Annotated in this window: 19 protein-coding genes and 1 pseudogene; 16 read left to right on the forward strand and 4 right to left on the reverse strand. The window is 68.1% G+C overall.

Annotated elements, in window-relative coordinates; genetic code table 11:
• Positions 1–22: 22 nt before the first annotated feature.
• The 5 genes from KDW96_RS08745 to KDW96_RS08765 all read left to right on the forward strand — a co-directional run bounded on the left by KDW96_RS08745 (position 23) and on the right by KDW96_RS08765 (position 3866).
• Positions 23–508 carry a flavin reductase family protein gene (locus KDW96_RS08745; RefSeq protein ID WP_255840033.1) on the forward strand — a complete coding sequence of 162 codons (486 nt, stop codon included), beginning with the start codon at positions 23–25 and terminating at the stop codon, positions 506–508.
• Between the two features lie 79 nt (positions 509–587).
• Entirely contained in the window at positions 588–2039 is a 1452-nt protein-coding gene (locus KDW96_RS08750) for an NAD-dependent succinate-semialdehyde dehydrogenase (protein ID WP_255840034.1), read from the forward strand.
• Positions 2040–2061: 22 nt separating this feature from the next.
• Complete coding sequence (locus tag KDW96_RS08755; RefSeq protein WP_255840035.1) at positions 2062–2451, forward strand: carboxymuconolactone decarboxylase family protein; 390 nt, start codon at positions 2062–2064, stop codon at positions 2449–2451.
• Positions 2452–2545: 94 nt separating this feature from the next.
• The gene (locus tag KDW96_RS08760) at positions 2546–3298 is read left to right on the forward strand and encodes a GntR family transcriptional regulator (protein WP_255840036.1); all 753 of its coding nucleotides are present in this window, start codon (positions 2546–2548) and stop codon (positions 3296–3298) included.
• Between the two features lie 4 nt (positions 3299–3302).
• Complete coding sequence (locus tag KDW96_RS08765) at positions 3303–3866, forward strand: NUDIX hydrolase (RefSeq protein ID WP_255840037.1); 564 nt, start codon at positions 3303–3305, stop codon at positions 3864–3866.
• A 21-nt stretch (positions 3867–3887) separates the two neighbouring features.
• Here KDW96_RS08765 and KDW96_RS08770 read toward each other — a convergent pair whose 3' ends face one another.
• Positions 3888–4181 carry a DUF1330 domain-containing protein gene (locus KDW96_RS08770; RefSeq protein WP_255840038.1) on the reverse strand — a complete coding sequence of 98 codons (294 nt, stop codon included), beginning with the start codon at positions 4179–4181 and terminating at the stop codon, positions 3888–3890.
• 94 nt (positions 4182–4275) lie between these two features.
• Here KDW96_RS08770 and ribBA point away from each other — a divergent pair, with 94 nt between their 5' ends.
• Together ribBA and KDW96_RS08780 are read left to right on the forward strand one after the other, a co-directional pair.
• Positions 4276–5385, forward strand: coding sequence for a bifunctional 3,4-dihydroxy-2-butanone-4-phosphate synthase/GTP cyclohydrolase II (ribBA, locus tag KDW96_RS08775; RefSeq protein WP_255840039.1), 1110 nt, complete (start codon positions 4276–4278; stop codon positions 5383–5385).
• A 324-nt stretch (positions 5386–5709) separates the two neighbouring features.
• Positions 5710–6195: a flavin reductase family protein gene (locus KDW96_RS08780; RefSeq protein WP_255840040.1), complete on the forward strand. Its 486-nt coding sequence runs from the start codon at positions 5710–5712 to the stop codon at positions 6193–6195.
• A 60-nt stretch (positions 6196–6255) separates the two neighbouring features.
• On the opposite strand, the gene KDW96_RS22210 is transcribed toward KDW96_RS08780, so the two are convergent.
• Both KDW96_RS22210 and KDW96_RS22215 read right to left on the reverse strand, forming a co-directional pair.
• Entirely contained in the window at positions 6256–7023 is a 768-nt protein-coding gene (locus KDW96_RS22210; protein ID WP_370295442.1) for a methyl-accepting chemotaxis protein, read from the reverse strand.
• Positions 7024–7158: 135 nt separating this feature from the next.
• Positions 7159–8202 (reverse strand): annotated as a pseudogene (locus KDW96_RS22215) (cache domain-containing protein); the annotation flags it as partial.
• 208 nt (positions 8203–8410) lie between these two features.
• Between KDW96_RS22215 and KDW96_RS08790 the strand changes: the two are divergent.
• Entirely contained in the window at positions 8411–9454 is a 1044-nt protein-coding gene (locus tag KDW96_RS08790; RefSeq protein ID WP_255840042.1) for an LLM class flavin-dependent oxidoreductase, read from the forward strand.
• Positions 9455–9670: 216 nt separating this feature from the next.
• Complete coding sequence (locus KDW96_RS08795) at positions 9671–10687, forward strand: ABC transporter substrate-binding protein (protein WP_255840043.1); 1017 nt, start codon at positions 9671–9673, stop codon at positions 10685–10687.
• 140 nt (positions 10688–10827) lie between these two features.
• Here KDW96_RS08795 and KDW96_RS08800 read toward each other — a convergent pair whose 3' ends face one another.
• On the reverse strand, positions 10828–12105 hold the full coding sequence (locus KDW96_RS08800; protein WP_255840044.1) for an acetyl-CoA C-acetyltransferase: 1278 nt from the start codon (positions 12103–12105) through the stop codon (positions 10828–10830).
• Between the two features lie 93 nt (positions 12106–12198).
• Between KDW96_RS08800 and KDW96_RS08805 the strand changes: the two genes are divergently transcribed.
• The 7 genes from KDW96_RS08805 (at position 12199) to KDW96_RS08835 (ending at position 17317) form a co-directional block, all read left to right on the forward strand.
• A complete protein-coding gene (locus KDW96_RS08805) occupies positions 12199–13554 on the forward strand; it encodes a 3-oxoacyl-ACP reductase (protein WP_255840045.1) in 1356 nt (451 codons plus the stop codon).
• Positions 13555–13586: 32 nt separating this feature from the next.
• Positions 13587–14444 carry a MaoC family dehydratase gene (locus tag KDW96_RS08810; protein ID WP_255840046.1) on the forward strand — a complete coding sequence of 286 codons (858 nt, stop codon included), beginning with the start codon at positions 13587–13589 and terminating at the stop codon, positions 14442–14444.
• A 47-nt stretch (positions 14445–14491) separates the two neighbouring features.
• Positions 14492–14797, forward strand: coding sequence for a nucleotide pyrophosphohydrolase (locus KDW96_RS08815; RefSeq protein ID WP_255840047.1), 306 nt, complete (start codon positions 14492–14494; stop codon positions 14795–14797).
• Entirely contained in the window at positions 14794–15543 is a 750-nt protein-coding gene (locus KDW96_RS08820) for a methyltransferase domain-containing protein (protein ID WP_255840048.1), read from the forward strand. The genes KDW96_RS08815 and KDW96_RS08820 overlap by 4 nt, the downstream gene beginning before the upstream one ends.
• Before the next feature lie 12 nt (positions 15544–15555).
• Positions 15556–16161 carry a DUF4136 domain-containing protein gene (locus KDW96_RS08825; RefSeq protein WP_255840049.1) on the forward strand — a complete coding sequence of 202 codons (606 nt, stop codon included), beginning with the start codon at positions 15556–15558 and terminating at the stop codon, positions 16159–16161.
• Between the two features lie 31 nt (positions 16162–16192).
• Positions 16193–16753, forward strand: a complete 561-nt coding sequence (locus KDW96_RS08830; RefSeq protein WP_255840050.1) for a DUF4136 domain-containing protein — start codon at positions 16193–16195, stop codon at positions 16751–16753.
• Positions 16754–16825: 72 nt separating this feature from the next.
• Positions 16826–17317: a GNAT family N-acetyltransferase gene (locus tag KDW96_RS08835; RefSeq protein WP_255840051.1), complete on the forward strand. Its 492-nt coding sequence runs from the start codon at positions 16826–16828 to the stop codon at positions 17315–17317.
• Positions 17318–17517: the final 200 nt, after the last annotated feature.

Consider the following 17517-nt stretch of genomic DNA (forward strand, 5'->3'; position numbering starts at 1 on the left):
GGCAACATATAGGTAGTCAAAGATGATCGAACCAGGCATTTACAAAGAAGTGATGGGCTCGTTTCCCTCGGGGGTCACGGTGATCACCTGCCTCGACGCGGACGGCGGCATCGTCGGCATCACCGCCAGCGCCTTCAGCGCCCTGTCGATTGACCCGGCGCTGGTGCTGTTCTGCCCCAACTACGCCTCGGACTCCTACCCGGTGCTGCGGGCCAGCAAACGCTTCGCCATCCACCTGTTGTCCGCCGAACAGCAGGCGGAGGCCTACGCCTTCGCCGGCAAAGGCAAGGACAAGGCCAAGGGCATCGACTGGCAGCTCAGCGCGCTGGGCAACCCGCTGCTGAGCAAGGCCACCGCGATCATCGAGTGCGAGCTGTGGCGCGAGTACGAGGGCGGCGACCACGCCATTATGGTCGGCGCCGTGCAGAACCTGATCATCCCCGAGGTCGAGCTGACCCCGATGGTCTACCACCGCGGCAAGTTGGGCGCCCTGCCTGCCATCGCCTGATCGAGACCACCTGACATCTTTTTTGGGGTCGCCTGCCGTTCACCCTGGTGGCGGCCCCTTTTTTATTTCCGGAGCCGACATGACCCCAGCAGCCACACACCTGTTCCGCCAGCAGGCCTTCATCGACGGGCAATGGTGTGACGCCCAGGACGGCACCCAGCAGGACATCTTCAACCCGGCCAACGGCGCCCTGATCGGCCGGGTGCCGAACATGGGCAGCGCCGAGGCCCAGCGCACCATCGCCGCCGCCAATGCCGCCTGGCCGGCCTGGCGCGCGCGCACCGCCAAGGAGCGCAGCACCATCCTCAAGCGCTGGCACGCGCTGATGCTGGAGCATGCCGACGCCCTGGCGGAGATCCTCACCCTGGAGCAGGGCAAGCCGCTGGCCGAGGCCAAGGGCGAGATTCTCTACGCCGCCAGCTTCATCGAGTGGTTCGCCGAAGAGGCCAAACGCATCTACGGCGACACCATCCCCAGCCACAAGGGCGATGCCCGCATCGTCGTGAGCAAGGAGCCAATCGGCGTGGTGGCCGCCATCACCCCCTGGAATTTCCCCGCCGCGATGATCACCCGCAAGGCCGGCCCGGCCCTCGCGGCGGGCTGTCCCTGCATCGTCAAGCCGGCCCCGGAGACCCCCTTCTCCGCCCTGGCCCTGGCCGCCCTGGCCGAGCAGGCGGGCATCCCGGCCGGCATATTCAACGTCATCACCGGCGATGCCGTGGCCATCGGTGGCGAGCTGACCGCCAGCGCCGAAGTGCGCAAGCTGTCGTTCACCGGCTCCACCAACATTGGCAAGCTGCTCATGGCCCAGTGCGCGAGCACGCTGAAAAAGGTCTCCCTGGAGCTGGGCGGTAACGCACCGTTCATCGTCTTCGACGACGCCGACCTGGAGCGCGCGGTCGAGGGCGCGCTGATCGCCAAATACCGCAATGCCGGGCAGACCTGCGTCTGCGTCAACCGCTTCCTGGTTCAGGACGGTATCTACGAGGCCTTCGTCAGCCGTCTGGCCGAGCGGGTCGCCGAATTCAAGGTCGGCGACGGCTTCGCCGACGGGGTCAACCAGGGCCCGCTGATCAACGAGCGTGCCGTGGCCAAGGTCGAGGAGCACGTGCAGGACGCCCTGGGCAAGGGCGCGCGCCTGCTCTGCGGCGGCGAGCGCCACTCCCTGGGCAACGGCTTTTTCCAGCCGACCGTGTTGGCCGACCTGACCACGGAGATGAAGGTCGCCCGCGAGGAAACCTTCGGCCCCCTGGCCGCCGTGTTCCGCTTCAGCAGTGAGGCCGAAGCCGTGCAACTGGCCAACGACACCGAGTACGGCCTGGCCGCCTATTGCTACACCCGTGACCTGGGCCGCGCCTGGCGCATGAGCGAAGCCCTGGAATATGGCATGGTCGGCATCAACGAAGGGCTGATCTCCACCGAGGTCGCGCCCTTCGGCGGCATCAAGTCCTCGGGCCTGGGCCGCGAAGGCTCCAAGTACGGCATCGAGGACTACCTGGAAATCAAATACACCCTGATGGGCGGGCTGTAGGCCCGCATCCGAGGAGAGCGCCATGAGCAACGAAAAGTACGAAAAGGGGCTGGCGATCCGCACCCAGGTGCTGGGCGAGGCCTATGTCAGCAAGTCGATCGACAACGCCGACGACTTCAACCGCCCCCTGCAGGAGCTGGTCACCGAGTACTGCTGGGGCCATGTCTGGGGCCGCGACGGCTTATCCCTGGCCGAACGCAGCATGATAAACTTGGCCATGATTTCGGCGCTCAATCGCCCGCATGAGCTGAAGCTGCATATCCGTGGCGCCTTGCGCAACGGTCTCAGCCGTGAGCAGATTCGCGAGATCCTGCTACAGGTCGGCATCTATTGCGGCGTACCCGCTGCCGTGGACAGTTTCCGCATCGCCCGCGAAGCCTTCGCCGAGGCTGATGCCGAAAGCCAAGCCTAAACCCAGGCCTGAAGCAAACATTCCGAGCACCCTCGATCCAGCGATCTGGGTGCTTTTTGCTTTTTTACGGACAGTCCCAACCAGAGCGGAACCCATGAAACGCTTGCCTCTCGACGATAGCTTCAAGGTCAATCGCAACCCGGTCACCCTGCGCGAGATCGTGCTGGACAAGCTGCGCAGCGCCATCATGAACTTCCAGCTGCTGCCCGGCGACCGCCTGGTGGAACGCGACCTCTGCGACCGCCTGGGGGTCAGCCGCACCTCTGTGCGCGAAGCCCTGCGTCACCTGGAGTCGGAAGGGCTGGTGGAGTTCGCCGACGCCAAGGGCCCGCGCGTGGCCATCATCACCCTGGAGGATGCCCGCGACATCTACGAGCTGCGCTGCGTGCTCGAAGGTCTGATCGTCCAGCTGTTCACCCTCAATGCCAAGGCCAAGGACATTCGCGCCCTGGAGCGCGCCCTGGAGGCGAACCGCAAGGTCCTCGAGGAAGGCGAACTGCAGCAGGTGCTCGAGTCCGTGCAGGGCTTCTACGACGTGCTGCTGGAGGGCTCGGGCAACCACATCGCGGCGACCCAGCTGCGCCAGTTGCAGGCCCGCATCAGTTACCTGCGCGCCACCTCGGTGTCCCAGACCAACCGCCGCGGCAGCAGCAACCAGGAAATGGAACGCATCGTCGAGGCAATTAAGAGCGGCGACCCACAGGCCGCCCACCAGGCCTCGGTGGACCACGTACGCGCCGCGGCCAAGGTGGCCCTGGACTACCTGAAGTCCAAGCAGGAGGAGCCGGGCAAGCTGCGCGAGATCGCATCGCCCATCGCCCTCAACGACCCGCGCATCGGACGCTGACCCCATGACAGCCCCGCGCTTCTGTCCGCAATGTGGTGGCGACGGCCTGAACCGACAGGCACCACCCGGCGACACCCACGAGCGCCTGATGTGCGCGGGCTGCGGCTACATCCACTACGAGAACCCGAAGATCATCGCCGGCTGCATCATCGAGCGGGACGGCAAGTACCTGCTGTGCCAGCGCGCCATCGCGCCGCGCCCCGGCACCTGGACCCTGCCGGCCGGCTTCATGGAGCGCGGCGAGACCACCGAGGAAGCCGCCTTGCGCGAGGTGTGGGAGGAGAGTGGGGTGCGCGCCGAGATCCTCTGCCCCTATTCGATCTTCAGCGTGCCGAAGATCAGCGAGGTGTACATCATCTTCCGCGCGACGGTGCTGGAAGCGACCGGCCAGTTCGGCCCGGAGACCCTCGACTACCGCTTCTTCGCCCCGGACGAAATCCCCTGGGAGAGCATCTACTACCCGGCGATCCGGCAGATTCTCGAGCGCTACATCGAGGAGCGCCAGGCCGGGGTCTACGGCATCTACGTCGGCAACGACGACACCGGCAAGGTGCACTTCATCCGCTGAAGCAGTCGCCGCCGCACGGGGTCAGGGTACGCAGCCCTCGACTATGATCACCTCGGCCAGGGCCGCACCCTGGCGGTGGCCGCAGGCGTCCTGGTACTCGGCCGAGCGGTAGCAGGCCAGGGCCTGCTCGTAGGACGCGAATTCGATGACCACGCTGCGCTGCGGCGTCGCCCGCCCCTCCAGCGCCTCGGCGCGCCCACCCCGGGCCAGGATCCGCCCGCCGTGCTGGGCGATGGCTGCCGGCGCCCGGCAGCTGTATTCGCCATACTGCTCGGGGTCGGTCACATCGACATGGGCAATCCAGTAAGCCTTCATCTTTACCTCGGGTGCTCGTCAGAATTTCGTAATATGGTATACCATACGGCCTGTCGAACAACCGCTACCCATCGCAAACCCTGAGAGCATTGGCATGGCATTCAACAGCATCGAAGAAATCATCGAAGACTTCCGCCAGGGCAAGATGGTCCTGCTGGTCGACGACGAGGACCGCGAGAACGAGGGCGACCTGCTACTGGCCGCAGAAGCCTGCACACCGGCCGCGATCAACTTCATGGCCCGCGAGGCGCGCGGCCTGATCTGCCTGACCCTGACCGACGAGCACTGCCAGCGCCTCGGCCTGGAGCAGATGGTGCCGAGCAACGGCAGCGCCTTCTCCACCGCCTTCACCATCTCCATCGAGGCCGCCACTGGGGTGACCACCGGCATCTCCGCCGCCGACCGCGCGCGCACCGTGCTGGCCGCCGTGGCGCCGGACGCCAAGGCCGAAGACCTGGTGCAACCCGGGCATATCTTCCCCCTGCGCGCCCGCGACGGTGGCGTGCTCAACCGCGCCGGGCACACCGAGGCCGGCTGCGACCTGGCGCGCCTGGCCGGCTTCAGCCCGGCGTCGGTGATAGTCGAGGTGATGAACGAGGACGGCAGCATGGCCCGTCGCCCCGACCTGGAGAAGTTCGCCGCCCAGCACGGCATCAAGATCGGCACCATCGCCGACCTGATCCACTACCGCCTGAGCACCGAACACACCGTGACCCGCATCGGCGAGCGCGAGCTGCCCACGGTGCACGGCGACTTCCGCCTGATCACCTACGAGGACCGCATCGAAGGCGGCGTGCACATGGCCATGGTGATGGGCGAGATCGAGCGCGACGAGCCGACCCTGGTGCGCGTGCACGTGATCGACCCGCTGCGCGACCTGGTCGGCGCCGAGTACACCGGCCCGCAGAACTGGACGCTGTGGGCGGCGCTGCAGAAGGTCGCCGAGGAAGGTCGCGGCGTGGTGGTGGTGCTGGCCAACAACGAGTCGTCCCAGGCCCTGCTGGAACGCGTGCCGCAACTGACCCAGCCACGCCAGCAGTTCAACCGCTCGCAGTCGCGCATCTACTCGGAGGTCGGCACCGGCGCGCAGATCCTCCAGGACATCGGCGTCGGCAAGCTGCGCCACCTCGGCGCGCCGCTGAAGTACGCCGGCCTGACCGGCTACGACCTGGAAGTGGTGGAAACCCTGACGTTCGGCGGCTGACGCACCGCGGCAGTCGACTCCCGGCCAGCGCGCCACTGCGCCGGCCGATCCCCGCAGCCCCTTGCGCCTGCCGCCCAGGCCAAGGGGCTGTGTGTTTCCGGCCCCGATGCAGGCGCCTGGCTTCGGCCCCGTTCCCGCCCCCTAGTCAACCGGCCCTGGCCGAGCCGATCAGCAGCGGACGACCGTTCGCCGCCGACCACAAATAATTCTTGCGAACACTGTATTACGGTATACCATCATCCACATCGAATCGCCGGAACAAGCCGGCGATGCCAGCCCCACCATGGCTGCCGGTCGCAGCCACGCTCTGCCGAGGTACTCGAGATGATCGACGCAACTGCCTACAAACACGTCATGGGCTCCTTCCCCTCCGGCGTCACCGTGATCACCACCCTGGACGATAACGGCGGCATCGTCGGCCTCACCGCCAGCGCCTTCAGTTCGCTGTCCATGGACCCGGCCCTGGTGCTGTTCTGCCCCAACTACAGCTCCGACTCCTACCCGGCGCTGATCAAGAGCCAGCGCTTCGCCATTCACCTGCTGTCCGCCGAGCAGCAGGGCGAGGCCTACGCCTTCGCCCGCAAGGGCAGCGACAAGGCCAAGGGCATCGAGTGGAGCCTCAGCGAACTGGGCAACCCGATCCTGCGCAACGCCACCGCGATCATCGAGTGCGAGCTGTGGCGCGAGTACGAAGGCGGCGACCACGCCATCCTGGTCGGCGCGGTGAAGAACCTGATCGTGCCGGAGCAGGAAGTCGCGCCCATGGTCTATTGCCGCGGCAAGATGGGCGCCCTGCCCGCCTTCGCCTGAGCCTTCCCCCCTTGATACCCGCCCGGGGCTGGCGCGATCCGGCCCCGGGCGCGACACACCTCAGGTCTTGAAGCGCCGGATCAGCGCGCTCAGCTCCTCGGACAGGCCCGCCAGGGTCTTGGCATCCACGCTGGTGGTCCCGGCCAGGTCTGCCACCAGGCGGGCATCGGCGTGGATCTGGCTGATGTGCCGGTTGATGTCTTCGGCCACCTGATGCTGCTCCTCGGCGGCCGTGGCGATCTGGGTGTTCATGTCGCGAATCACATCCACCGCATCGCGAATCCGCTCGAAACTGGCACTCGCCTGGCTGATCGAGGCCACCGTCAGCTGCGACACCTCGAGGCTGCCCTGCATCTGCGTGCCCATCTGCTGGGTGCGCCGCGCCAGGCCGCCGAGCAGGCCATCGATTTCCTCGGTGGAGTCGGCGGTGCGCTTGGCCAGGGCGCGCACCTCATCGGCGACCACTGCGAAACCGCGGCCCTGCTCACCGGCGCGGGCGGCTTCGATGGCCGCATTGAGCGCCAGCAGGTTGGTCTGCTCGGCGATCGAGCGGATGGTGCCGAGGATCGACTGGATATCCTGGCTGTCCTGCTCCAGTTGGCGCATGGCGCCGGCCGACTGCTGAATCTCGCCGCTCAGACGGTTGACCCGCTCGACCGCCTCGTCGATCTGCCGCTGCCCGGCATGGGCCTGGCGCTGTCCGCTGTCGGCGGACTCGGCGGCCTGGGTGCAGGAACGCGCAACCTCATTGGCGGTCATGACCATCTCATGGAAGGCGGTGGACACCATGTCCACCGCCTCACGCTGGCGCGCCGCCACCTCGGCCATCTCCCCGGCCACCTCGCTGGAGCTGCCGGAACTGCTGTGAATCTGCCCCGCCGCCTGGCCGATGCGCTGGATCAGCTGGCGGATGCTGCCGAGGAACTGGTTGAACCAGCCGGCCAACTGCGCGGTTTCATCCGCACCGCGCACCGCCAGGCTGCCGGTCAGGTCGCCGTCGCCCTGGGCGATGCCCTCCAGGCCACCCGCCACCGAGCGGATCGGACGGACGATCAGGCCGGCGAACCAGGCGCCGACGAAGGCGAACAGCACGGCCAGGGCCAGGGCGATGGCGGCGATCAGCCACGCCAGGCGGGTGGCGGAACCGAACACCTCGTCCTGGCGAATCAGGCCAACGAAACGCCAGCCCAGCTGTTCGGACGGCCACACATTGGCCATATAGCGCTGGCCATCGATCTGCACTTCCACCAGGCCCTGCTCGGCCCGGGCCAGCTCGCTGTAGCCACCGCCCAGCTCCGCGAGGCGCTTGAAGTTGTGCGCCGGCTCGCTCGGGTCCACCAGCACGGTACCGTTGTCTTCCATCAGCAGCAGATAGCCACTGTCACCCAGCTTGATCTGCTTGACCAGGTCGGTCAGCTGCTTGAGCGACACATCGATATTCACCACCCCACCCGGGCTGCCCAGGCGGTTGGCGAAGCTGCGCACCGTGCTGACCAGCACCACATCGTCCGCCGCCCAATAGTAGGCCGCGGTGCGCCGGGTCTTGCCCGGCTCGGCCATGGCGGCCTGGTACCAGGGACGCGTGCGCGGGTCGTAGTTGCTCAGGTTCGGATCGCCCGGCCAGAACACATAGCCGCCCTCGCGGGTGCCCAGGGACAGGTAGGCGTAGGCCGGATGACTGGCGGCCAGGGCGGCGAACAACTCGAATACCCGCTGGTCCTGCGCGCCCATCTCGACCTGCGCGGCGTCGGCGGCGATATAGCGCTTGAGGTCGCCGTCGATCGCCGTGAGCTGCGGCTGACTGGCGAGAAAATCGACGTTCTGGCGGATGCTCTCGAAGAACAGCTGCATGGCATTGTCGACCTGGCGGATCTCCCGGGCGCTGCTGTCGAGGAACGCCGTGCGTGCTTCACTGCGCAGATTCAGGATGATCAGCAGCGCGACCAGGATGACCGGCACGCAGGCAATCACCGCGAACGCCAGGGTTAACTTCTGCTTGATGTTCATCCTCTCTCCTTGGGTACGGTGCGTTGGGCAGAAAAATTTTGTGGATACTGCGTATTATGGTATACCAACACACAACGTTCCGCTCAGCCATTTACTGGCCGTCTACCCGACGCAGCGGAATCAACCGCGATGCAGCGCCGCGCGCTCTTCACCCTTTCGGCCGACCACCGGGCTACGGCCGCTCAGCAACAGGTTCGAGGTAAATGCCATGAAGTTTTCATTGTTCGTGCATATGGAGCGCTACGACGAGCAAGTCAGCCATCGTCAACTGTTCGAGAATCTCACCGAGTTGACCCTGATGGCCGAGGCCGGCGGCTTCAGCACCGTCTGGATCGGCGAGCATCACGCGATGGAATACACCATCTCGCCGAGCCCGATGCCGCTGCTGTCCTACCTGGCTGGCAAGACCACGACCATTCGCCTGGGCGCCGGCACCATCATCGCGCCGTTCTGGCATCCCATCCGCGTCGCCGGCGAGTGCGCCCTGCTCGACGTGATCAGCAACGGTCGCATGGAAGTGGGCCTGGCCCGCGGCGCCTACCAGTACGAATTCGACCGCATGGCCGGTGGCATGCCGGCCTCCTCGGGTGGCCAGCACCTGCGCGAGATGGTCCCGGTGGTCAAGGCCCTGTGGCAGGGCGACTACGCCCACGACGGCGAGATCTGGAAGTTCCCCAGCTCCACCTCCTCGCCCAAACCGGTACAGCAACCGGGCCCGCCCGTGTGGATCGCCGCTCGCGACCCCGACTCGCACAACTTCGCGGTGAAAAACGGCTGCAACGTGATGGTCACCCCGCTGATGAAGGGCGACGAAGAAGTGGTCGACCTGATGAACAAGTTCGAGACCGCCCTGGCCAACAACCCCGAGGTGCCGCGCCCGCAACTGATGGTGCTGCGCCATACCCACGTGCACAGCGAAGATGACCCGGAAGGCTGGCAGGTCGGCGCCAAGGCCATCTCGCGCTTCTACCGCACCTTCGACGCCTGGTTCGGCAACAAGCAGACCCCGGTCAACGGCCTGCTGGCGCCGAGCCCGGAAGAGAAGTTCAAGGAGCGCCCGGAGTTCGAGCTGGAGAACATCCACAAGAACACCATGATCGGCACCCCCGAGGAGATCATCGCCCGCATCCGCCACTACCAGGAACTGGGCGTCGACGAGTTCAGCTTCTGGGCCGACAACGGCCTGTCCCACGAGGAAAAGAAGCAGTCCCTGGAGCTGTTCATCAAGCACGTGGTGCCGGCGTTCCGCTGAGCCCCAGCTGAGCAGCACAGAAAGCCAGATCAGCGATGATCTGGCTTTTTTCGTTCAGCCGCGAAAATGCGCATCCGCGACAGGATGGTAATAACCAGATCGTATAAATGTGCGGCCGGTCTAGTCATGTATTACGGCATGCTGGTATACCGAATCCCACAATTAGAACGCGATCCATCGCAGCATGGATTCGCCGCACACGCTGGGGGTTTGGTTATGAAGTTGGCAAGACCGGTTTTCGTCCTGTTGGGCGCCTTGTGGGTGGGCAGCCAAGTCGCTGAGGCGCAGGAGAGCCTGACCTTCGTCAGCTGGGGCGGCTCGACTCAGACCGCCCAGCAGAAAGCCTGGGCGGAGCCTTTCAGCCGGGAAACCGGTATCGCCGTTCAGCAGGCCGGCCCCACCGACTATGCCGCGTTCAAGGCCATGGTCGAAAGCGGCGACGTGACCTGGGACGTGGTCGACGTCGAACCGGACTTCGCCCTGCGCGCCGGCCGCGAGGGCCTGCTCGAGCCCATGGACTTCAAGCAGATCGCCCAGACGCAGATCGACCCGCGCTTCGTTACCCTCTACGCCGTGGGTTCCTTCTACTTCTCCTTCGTCCTCGGCTACAACAGCGAGCAACTCACCGCGCAGCCCCAGGACTGGGCGGCGCTGTTCGACACCCGCAACTTCCCCGGCAAGCGCGCGCTGTACAAGTGGCCGAGCCCTGGCGTTCTGGAACTGGCGCTGCTGGCCGATGGCGTTGCCGCCGAGCGCCTCTACCCGCTGGACCTGGACCGCGCCTTCGCCAAGCTCGAGCAGATCAAGGCCGATATCCTCTGGTGGGACAGCGGCGAGGAGTCCCAGCGCCTGCTGACCTCGGGCGAGGCCAGCCTGGGGATGTTCTGGAACGGCCGGGTCGGTGCCCTGCAGCAGAGTGGAGCGCCGGTCGGCATCAGCTGGCAGCAGAACCTGGTCAGCGGTGACTTCCTGGTGATTCCTCGCGGCGCCAAGAATGCCCGGGCCGCCAAGCGCTTCCTCGGTTTCGCCAGCAGCCCGCAAGCCCAGGCCGACTTCGCCATCCTCAGCGGCTATGCCCCTGTCAACCTGCAGAGCCCGAGCAAGGTGCCGGCGGTGCTGGCGGACAACCTGCCCAGCGCCCACAGCGACAGCCAGGTGACCCTGGATTTCAAATACTGGAGCAAGCACGGCGAGACCATCGCCGAGCGCTGGCAGGCCTGGCAGCGGCAGTAAGGCGGCTCGACGCCGACTTCGCGGCCTGCCGGGCTCGGTGTAGGCACAAAAAAAAGGCGGCCCCAACTGGCGGGGCCGCCCTCAATCATGGAGTTGCGTACATCGCGTGGCCGCGATGACAGACGGCCACAGTTATTGGATTACCTTTCCAGGATCGCGGTCACACCCTGGCCGCCGGCGGCGCAGATCGAGATCAGCCCGCGCCCCTGCCCGGCCGCCGCCAGCAGCTTGGCCAGGTTGGCGACGATGCGCCCGCCGGTGGCGGCGAACGGGTGGCCGGCGGCCAGGGAGCTGCCCTTGACGTTCATCCGGCTGCGCTCGATGGCCCCCAGCGGTTGCGCCAGGCCCAAGCGATCCCGGCAGTAGTCGGCATCCTCCCAGGCCTTGAGGGTGCACAGCACCTGGGCGGCGAAGGCCTCGTGAAGCTCGTAGTAGTCGAAGTCCTGCAGGCTCAGGCCGTTGCGCGCCAGCAGCCGCGGCACCGCGTACACCGGCGCCATCAGCAGGCCCTCCTGGCCCGTGACGAAATCCACCGCCGCCGCCTCGCCATCGCGCCAGTAGGCCAGCACCGGCAGGCCGCGGGCCTTGGCCCAGTCCTCGCTGGCCAGCAGCACCAGCGAGGCGCCGTCGGTCAGCGGTGTCGAGTTGGCCGCGGTCAGGGTACCGTTCAGCCCGCGGTCGAACACCGGCTTGAGGTCGGCGAGTTTGTCGAGATCGATGTCCGGGCGCAGGTTCTGGTCGCGGGTCAGGCCGAGGAAGGGGGTGAGCAGGTCGTCCTGCCAGCCCTCGGCATAGGCCGCGGCAAGATTCTGGTGGCTGGCCACGGCCAGGCGGTCCTGTTCGTCGCGCCGGATGCCCCAGGCCTGCGCCATCCGCTCGCAGTGCTCGCCCATGGACAGCCCGGTACGCGGCTCGCTGTTGCGCGGCAGCGACGGCGCCAGGTGGCGCGGGCGCAGCTGCAACAGGCTCTTGAGCTTGTCGCCGGTGCTCTTGGCGCGGTTGGCCTGCAGGAGGATCTTGCGCAGCCCCTCGCTGACCGCGATGGGCGCGTCTGAGGTGGTGTCGACGCCGCCGGCGATGCCGCAGTCGATCTGCCCCAGGGCGATCTTGTTGGCCACCAGCAGTGCCGCTTCCAGGCCGGTGCCACAGGCCTGCTGCAGGTCGTAGGCCGGCGTCTCGGCGGCCAGGCGCGAACCCAGCACGCACTCACGGGTCAGGTTGAAGTCCCGCGCATGCTTGAGCACGGCGCCGGCCACCACTTCGCCCAGGCGCTCGCCGTGCAGGTTGAAACGCTCGATCAGGCCCTCCAGGGCACTGGTGAGCATCTCCTGGTTGCTCGCCGTGGCGTAGGCGCTGTTGGCGCGGGCGAAGGGAATGCGGTTGCCGCCGACTACGGCGACGCGGCGCGGCTGGCTCATGCTGGACTCCTGACGATTCGGGGCTGGAATGAGGCTCAGGCTAGCCTATGGTTGCACTAGTGCACCGGGCGATCCGCCCATCAGGAGCCCGCCATGTCCGACCGCTACCTCGCCTTCGCCAACTCCGCCGCCGGGCGCCGCCTGCTGCGGGCCCTGGGCCTGCCGACACCGGTGCGCCTGGAGCGCTGGGCGGCCGGACACGCCCGAGTGCTGGACGGTGCCCTGCTGCTCGCCGGCGATGGCGACCTGCTCGCGTCCGTGCTGGGCTTCGCCCACCGGCTCAGCGGCGAACGCTACGCCGAACGCCCGGACCGCCTCGGCCTGCCCTGCTGGAAACTGGCGGAGGGTCCCCGACTCAAGGCCCTGGTGTTCGACGCCAGCGGTCTGAATCGCTTCGAACAGCTGAGCGCACTGCGCGCCTGCTTCCAGCCTGCGCTCAAGGGCCTGGGCAAATGTCCCCGACTGGTGCTGCTGGGGCGTCCACCGGAGAGCCTGGAGGACCCGCAGGCCGCCAGCGTGCAGCGCGCGCTGGAGGGCTTCAGCCGCTCCCTGGGCAAGGAGGTGCGCCGCGGCGGTTGTGTGCAGCTGCTGTATGTCGCCGCAGGGGCCGAACCCCAGCTGGAAGGCGCGCTGCGCTTCTTCCTCTCGCCCAAGAGCGCCTACGTATCCGGCCAGGTATTGCGCCTCGCCCCCTGCACCGCGCAGGTCAAGGACTGGACCCGGCCCCTGGCCGGCAAGCAGGCGCTGATCACCGGCGCGTCGCGCGGCATCGGCGCCGCCATCGCCGAGACCCTGGCGCGCGACGGCGCCGAAGTCGTGCTGCTGGACGTGCCGGCCGCCGAAGACGCCCTCGCCGCCCTGGCCGCGCGCTTCGGCGGCCGCGCCGTCACCCTGGACATCCGCAGCGAGGATGCTCCGCACAGGCTGGTGGAGGCCCTGCCCGACGGCATCGACATCCTCGTGCACAACGCCGGCATCACCCGCGACAAGACCCTGGCGAAGATGAGCGAGGCGCAATGGGACGCGGTCATCGAGGTCAACCTGCAGGCTCCGCAGCGGCTGACCCAGGCGCTGCTGCACGCGAACAAGCTGCGCGAGCAGGCGCGCGTGGTGTTGATCGCCTCGATCAGCGGCATCGCCGGCAACCCGGGGCAGAGCAATTACGCCACCAGCAAGGCCGGGCTGATCGGCCTGGCCCAGGCCTGGGCGCCGGCGCTGGGCGAGCGCGGCATCAGCATCAACGCGGTGGCACCGGGATTCATCGAGACCCAGATGACCGCCGCCATGCCCCTGGCCCTGCGCGAGGCCGGCCGGCGGATGAACGCCTTGGGCCAGGGCGGCCTGCCCCAGGACGTCGCCGAGGCGGTGGCCTGGTTCGCCCAGCCGGGCTCCGGTGCCGTCAGCGGCCAGGTGCTGCGGGTCTGCGGGCAAAGCCTGCTGGGCGCCTGACACCCATGCCCAACCTAGCCGAGGACAGCGTTATGGCCACCGACTGGCGCGAGCTTCCCGAACCACCTCCGCTGCCCGGCCTGTATGCCCGCGCCCTGTTGCGTCGCGGCATCCGCGGCCGCTGCCTGCCGGACCTGGGCCTGCGCTGTCCGGTCAGCGTCGAGCCCGAACACCTGGCGCGTTATCGCGACATCTGCGCCTTCGACGACGACGCCCGCCTGCCGCCCACCTACCCCCACGTGCTGGCGTTCGCCCTGCAGCTGCAGCTGCTCGGCGATCCGGCCTTCCCCTTCCCCCTGCTCGGCCTGGTGCACCTGGAGAACCGCATTCGCGTGCTGCGCCAGCTGGCCGGCCTGGGGCCCTTCACCATCAGCGTGCACACGGCCGACCTGCGCCCCCATGCCAAGGGCGCCCAGTTCAGCCTGATCACCCGCCTGGAGGACCAGCTCGGCCTGCTCTGGGAGGGCGACAGCGCCATCCTCTGCCGCGGCCTCACACTCGCGGGGCCGCCGCCGGATCACCAAGCGTTTCCCGAGCTGGCGCTGTCGGAGTTGGCGCACTGGCAGGCGCCCGCCGACATCGGCCGGCGCTACGCCCGTATCGCCGGCGACTACAACCCCATCCACCTGAGCGCCCTCAGCGCCCGGCTGTTCGGCTTTCCCCGGGCCATTGCCCACGGCCTGTGGAACAAGGCGCGCTGCCTGGCGGCCCTGGGCCAACAGCTGCCGCCGGCCGGTTACGCGATCGAGGTACGCTTCCAGAAACCGGTGCTGCTGCCCGCCGAACTGCGCCTGCTGGCCAGCGCGCCGGCGGCCCAGGGCCAGGGCCAGCTGCGCCTGCTCGGCGGCGACGACCTGCCGCACATGGTTGGCCGCTGGAAGGCGCTCTGACCCCGTGAAACAATGCCCGTCCCGCCGAACCCTAGCGCCGGAGCCCCATGGACCTCGCCGAACTCACCGCCCGCCTGCACATCATCCGCGACCGTAACGACTGGCGCCAATTCCACAGCCCGAAGAACCTGGCCATGGCCGCCAGCGTGGAGATGGCCGAACTGGTGGAGATCTTCCAATGGCTGAGCGAGGAACAGTCGCGCCAGCTGCCCGCCGCGCAACTGGAGCACGCCGGCCAGGAGGTCGGCGACATCGTCCTCTACCTGCTGCTGCTGTGCAGCGAGCTGGGCATCGACCTGGAGCAGGCGGTGCGCGCCAAGCTGGCCGACAGCGAACGGCGCTTCGGCCGATGAAGGACCGCCACTTCGACGAACTGGCCACCCGTTTCGCCGAAAAGATCTACGGCGGCGCCAAGGGCGCGATTCGCCTGGCGGTGCTCCAGGCCGACCTGGCCGAAGCCCTGCCGGACCGCCCGCTGCGGGTCCTGGACATCGGTGCCGGCCTCGGCCACATGGCCCTGTGGCTGGCCGGCCGCGGCCATCTGGTGACCCTGGCCGAGCCGGCCGCGCCCATGCTCGAAGGTGCCCGTGCGCGCTTCGCCGGCGCCGGCCAGCCGGCCACCTTCATCCAGGCGCCCTGGCAGGAGCTGCTCGGCCAGCTCAACCAGCCCTATGACCTGGTGGTCTGCCACGCGGTGCTGGAATGGCTGGCCGAGCCCGAGGCCATCCTGCCGGTGCTGCACCAGCTCACCGCCCCCGGCGGCTGGCTGTCGCTGGCCTTCTACAACAAGGACGCGCTGATCTACCGCAACCTGCTCAAGGGCCACTTCCGCAAGCTGCGCAAGGCCGAGTTCGCCGGCGAGAAGAGCAGCCTGACCCCGCAGCGTCCACTCGACCCGCGCGAGCTGGCGGCGCAACTCGACGGGCTTTGGCAGGTCGAAAGCCAGAGTGGCGTGCGAGTATTCCACGACTACATGGCGCCCGAGTTCCAGCTCAAGGCCGAGCCCATCGACCTGCTGGAAATGGAGCTGGCCTACCGCCGCCACCCGAGCTTCGCCGGCCTGGGCCGTTACCTGCACTGGATCTGCCGGCCACGCTGACAGGAGGACGCAATGACCCGAGTCGCCACGTTGCTGCTGTGCCTGACCCTGGCTGCGTGCCAGGGCCCGAACCCCTACAGCGCGCAATCCACGCCCCTGCCGCCGGCACCGGCACCGGCGCAGGCCGCCGAGGCGCTGGACCGCAGCGCCTACCCCGCCGCCCCACGCGACTACGCCCGCTACCGCAACTGGGCCTGGCACAACGACCAGCCGCCGGCCGGCAGCGCCTGGGCCAGCAGCGAGCAGGTGCAGGAGGCCTTGAGCAACGCCCTCGACCAGCGCGGCCTGCGCCCGGCGCAGAGCCCCGCCGCGGCGGACTTGCGCGTGCACAGCGAACTGCGCCTGGAGCGGCGCATCCGCCAGGTGATCGATCATTACGACGACCACTACGACCGTGGCTATTACGCCGACTACCCGGGCCACTGGGGACGCATGCCGGTGGAGCGCGCCTACGAGGTGGAGGTGCTGGTGGTGAGGATCGAGCTGTTCGACAGCCGCGACGGCCAGCCGGTGTGGCAAGGGCTCGCCGAGCTGCCCAGCGGCGGCAGCCAGGCCGAGCGCGCCGACGCCCTGCGCGCCGCCTGCAAGCGCGCCCTGCAAGGCTTCCCCCCGGCCTGAAGCCGAGCCCGCCCTCCGAGGAGAATCGACCATGCGCCTGTCCCTGTTACTGATCGCCAGCCTGCTGCTGGTGACGGCCTGTCAGGCCACCCGCCTCAACCGCGACTTCGACCCGCAACGCGACTTCGCCAGCTACCGCAGCTGGAGCTGGCAGGAACCGGCCGTGCAGTACAAGCCCGACGACCCCAGGCTGAACAGCGGCCTGACCGAACAGCGCCTGCGCACGGCGATCGCCGCCCAGCTCGAGCAACGCGGCCTGCGCGCCGCGAAGCCCGGGGCCACCGCCGACCTGCGGGTCCAGGCCTGGCTGATCGTCGACGACCGCCAGCAACAGGTCAGCACCAGCTACGGCGGCGGCTGGGCCGGACACTGGGGCGGCGTCTGGGGCGGCCCGGCCTATGTCGAGACGCGCACCCTGGACTACCAGGTCGGCACCTTGCAGATCGACCTGTTCGACGGCCGTGATGGCCAACTGGTGTGGCGCGGCAGCGCGGCGCAAAGCCTGCGCGGCGACGCCGCAGGCCCTGCCGAGCGCGACGCGACGATTCGCCAGACGGTGGCCAAGGTCCTCGGCCAGTACCCACCGCGCTAGTGCCGCCGAAACACGCGCACGCGAGGCTGCTAGAAACGAACCCAAGCGCCGTCCCGGCCAGCAGGAGCCCCCATGAACCACCCCGCCACTCTCAGCCACCGAGCCGCCTGCGAAGCCGACCTGGCGACCGTGGTCGAGTTTCCCCGGAGCGCCCAGGAACTGTTCTTCAGCTACCCCAGGGCCAGCTGGCCGCTGACCGTCGCGCAACTGGCCGCGGCCATGGCCGAACGCAACAACAGTACGGTGGCGCTGCTGGACGGCCGGGTCGCCGGCTTCGCCAACTTCTACCAGACGCAGGCCAATGAACTGTGCGCCCTCGGCAACCTGATGATCGCCCCCTGGGCCCGCGGCCAGGGCGTCGCGCACTACCTGATCGCCGAAATGGAGCGCCAGGCCCGCGAGGACTTCAATGCCACGCTCATGCGCGCCTCCTGTCACAACGACAACGCCGCCGGCCTGCTGCTCTATGCCCGGCTCGGCTACCGCGCCCGCGACATCGTCGAACGCCGCGATTTCCAGGGCCGCCGGGTGGCCCTGGTGCAGATGGAGAAGGCCCTGCCCTGAACGGGTCGAAGGCACCGGTGGGCCGCGGCCCGTTCGCCGGGCGGCCGATAGTCGCCGGCATCTGGCTGATTCGCCCTGATGGAGGCGCATCGCCTTGCCCGCGCGGGTGCGGCACGGGGCCCGCTGTGGTAGCGTAGGCGCCCTTTTTTGGCCCGCAGTCCCCGAGACGGCTAGCCATTGCGTGCGCCCAGGCGTCACGC

The sequence above is a fragment of the Pseudomonas benzenivorans genome (assembly GCF_024397895.1).
Taxonomy (GTDB): Bacteria; Pseudomonadota; Gammaproteobacteria; order Pseudomonadales; family Pseudomonadaceae; genus Aquipseudomonas; species Aquipseudomonas benzenivorans_A.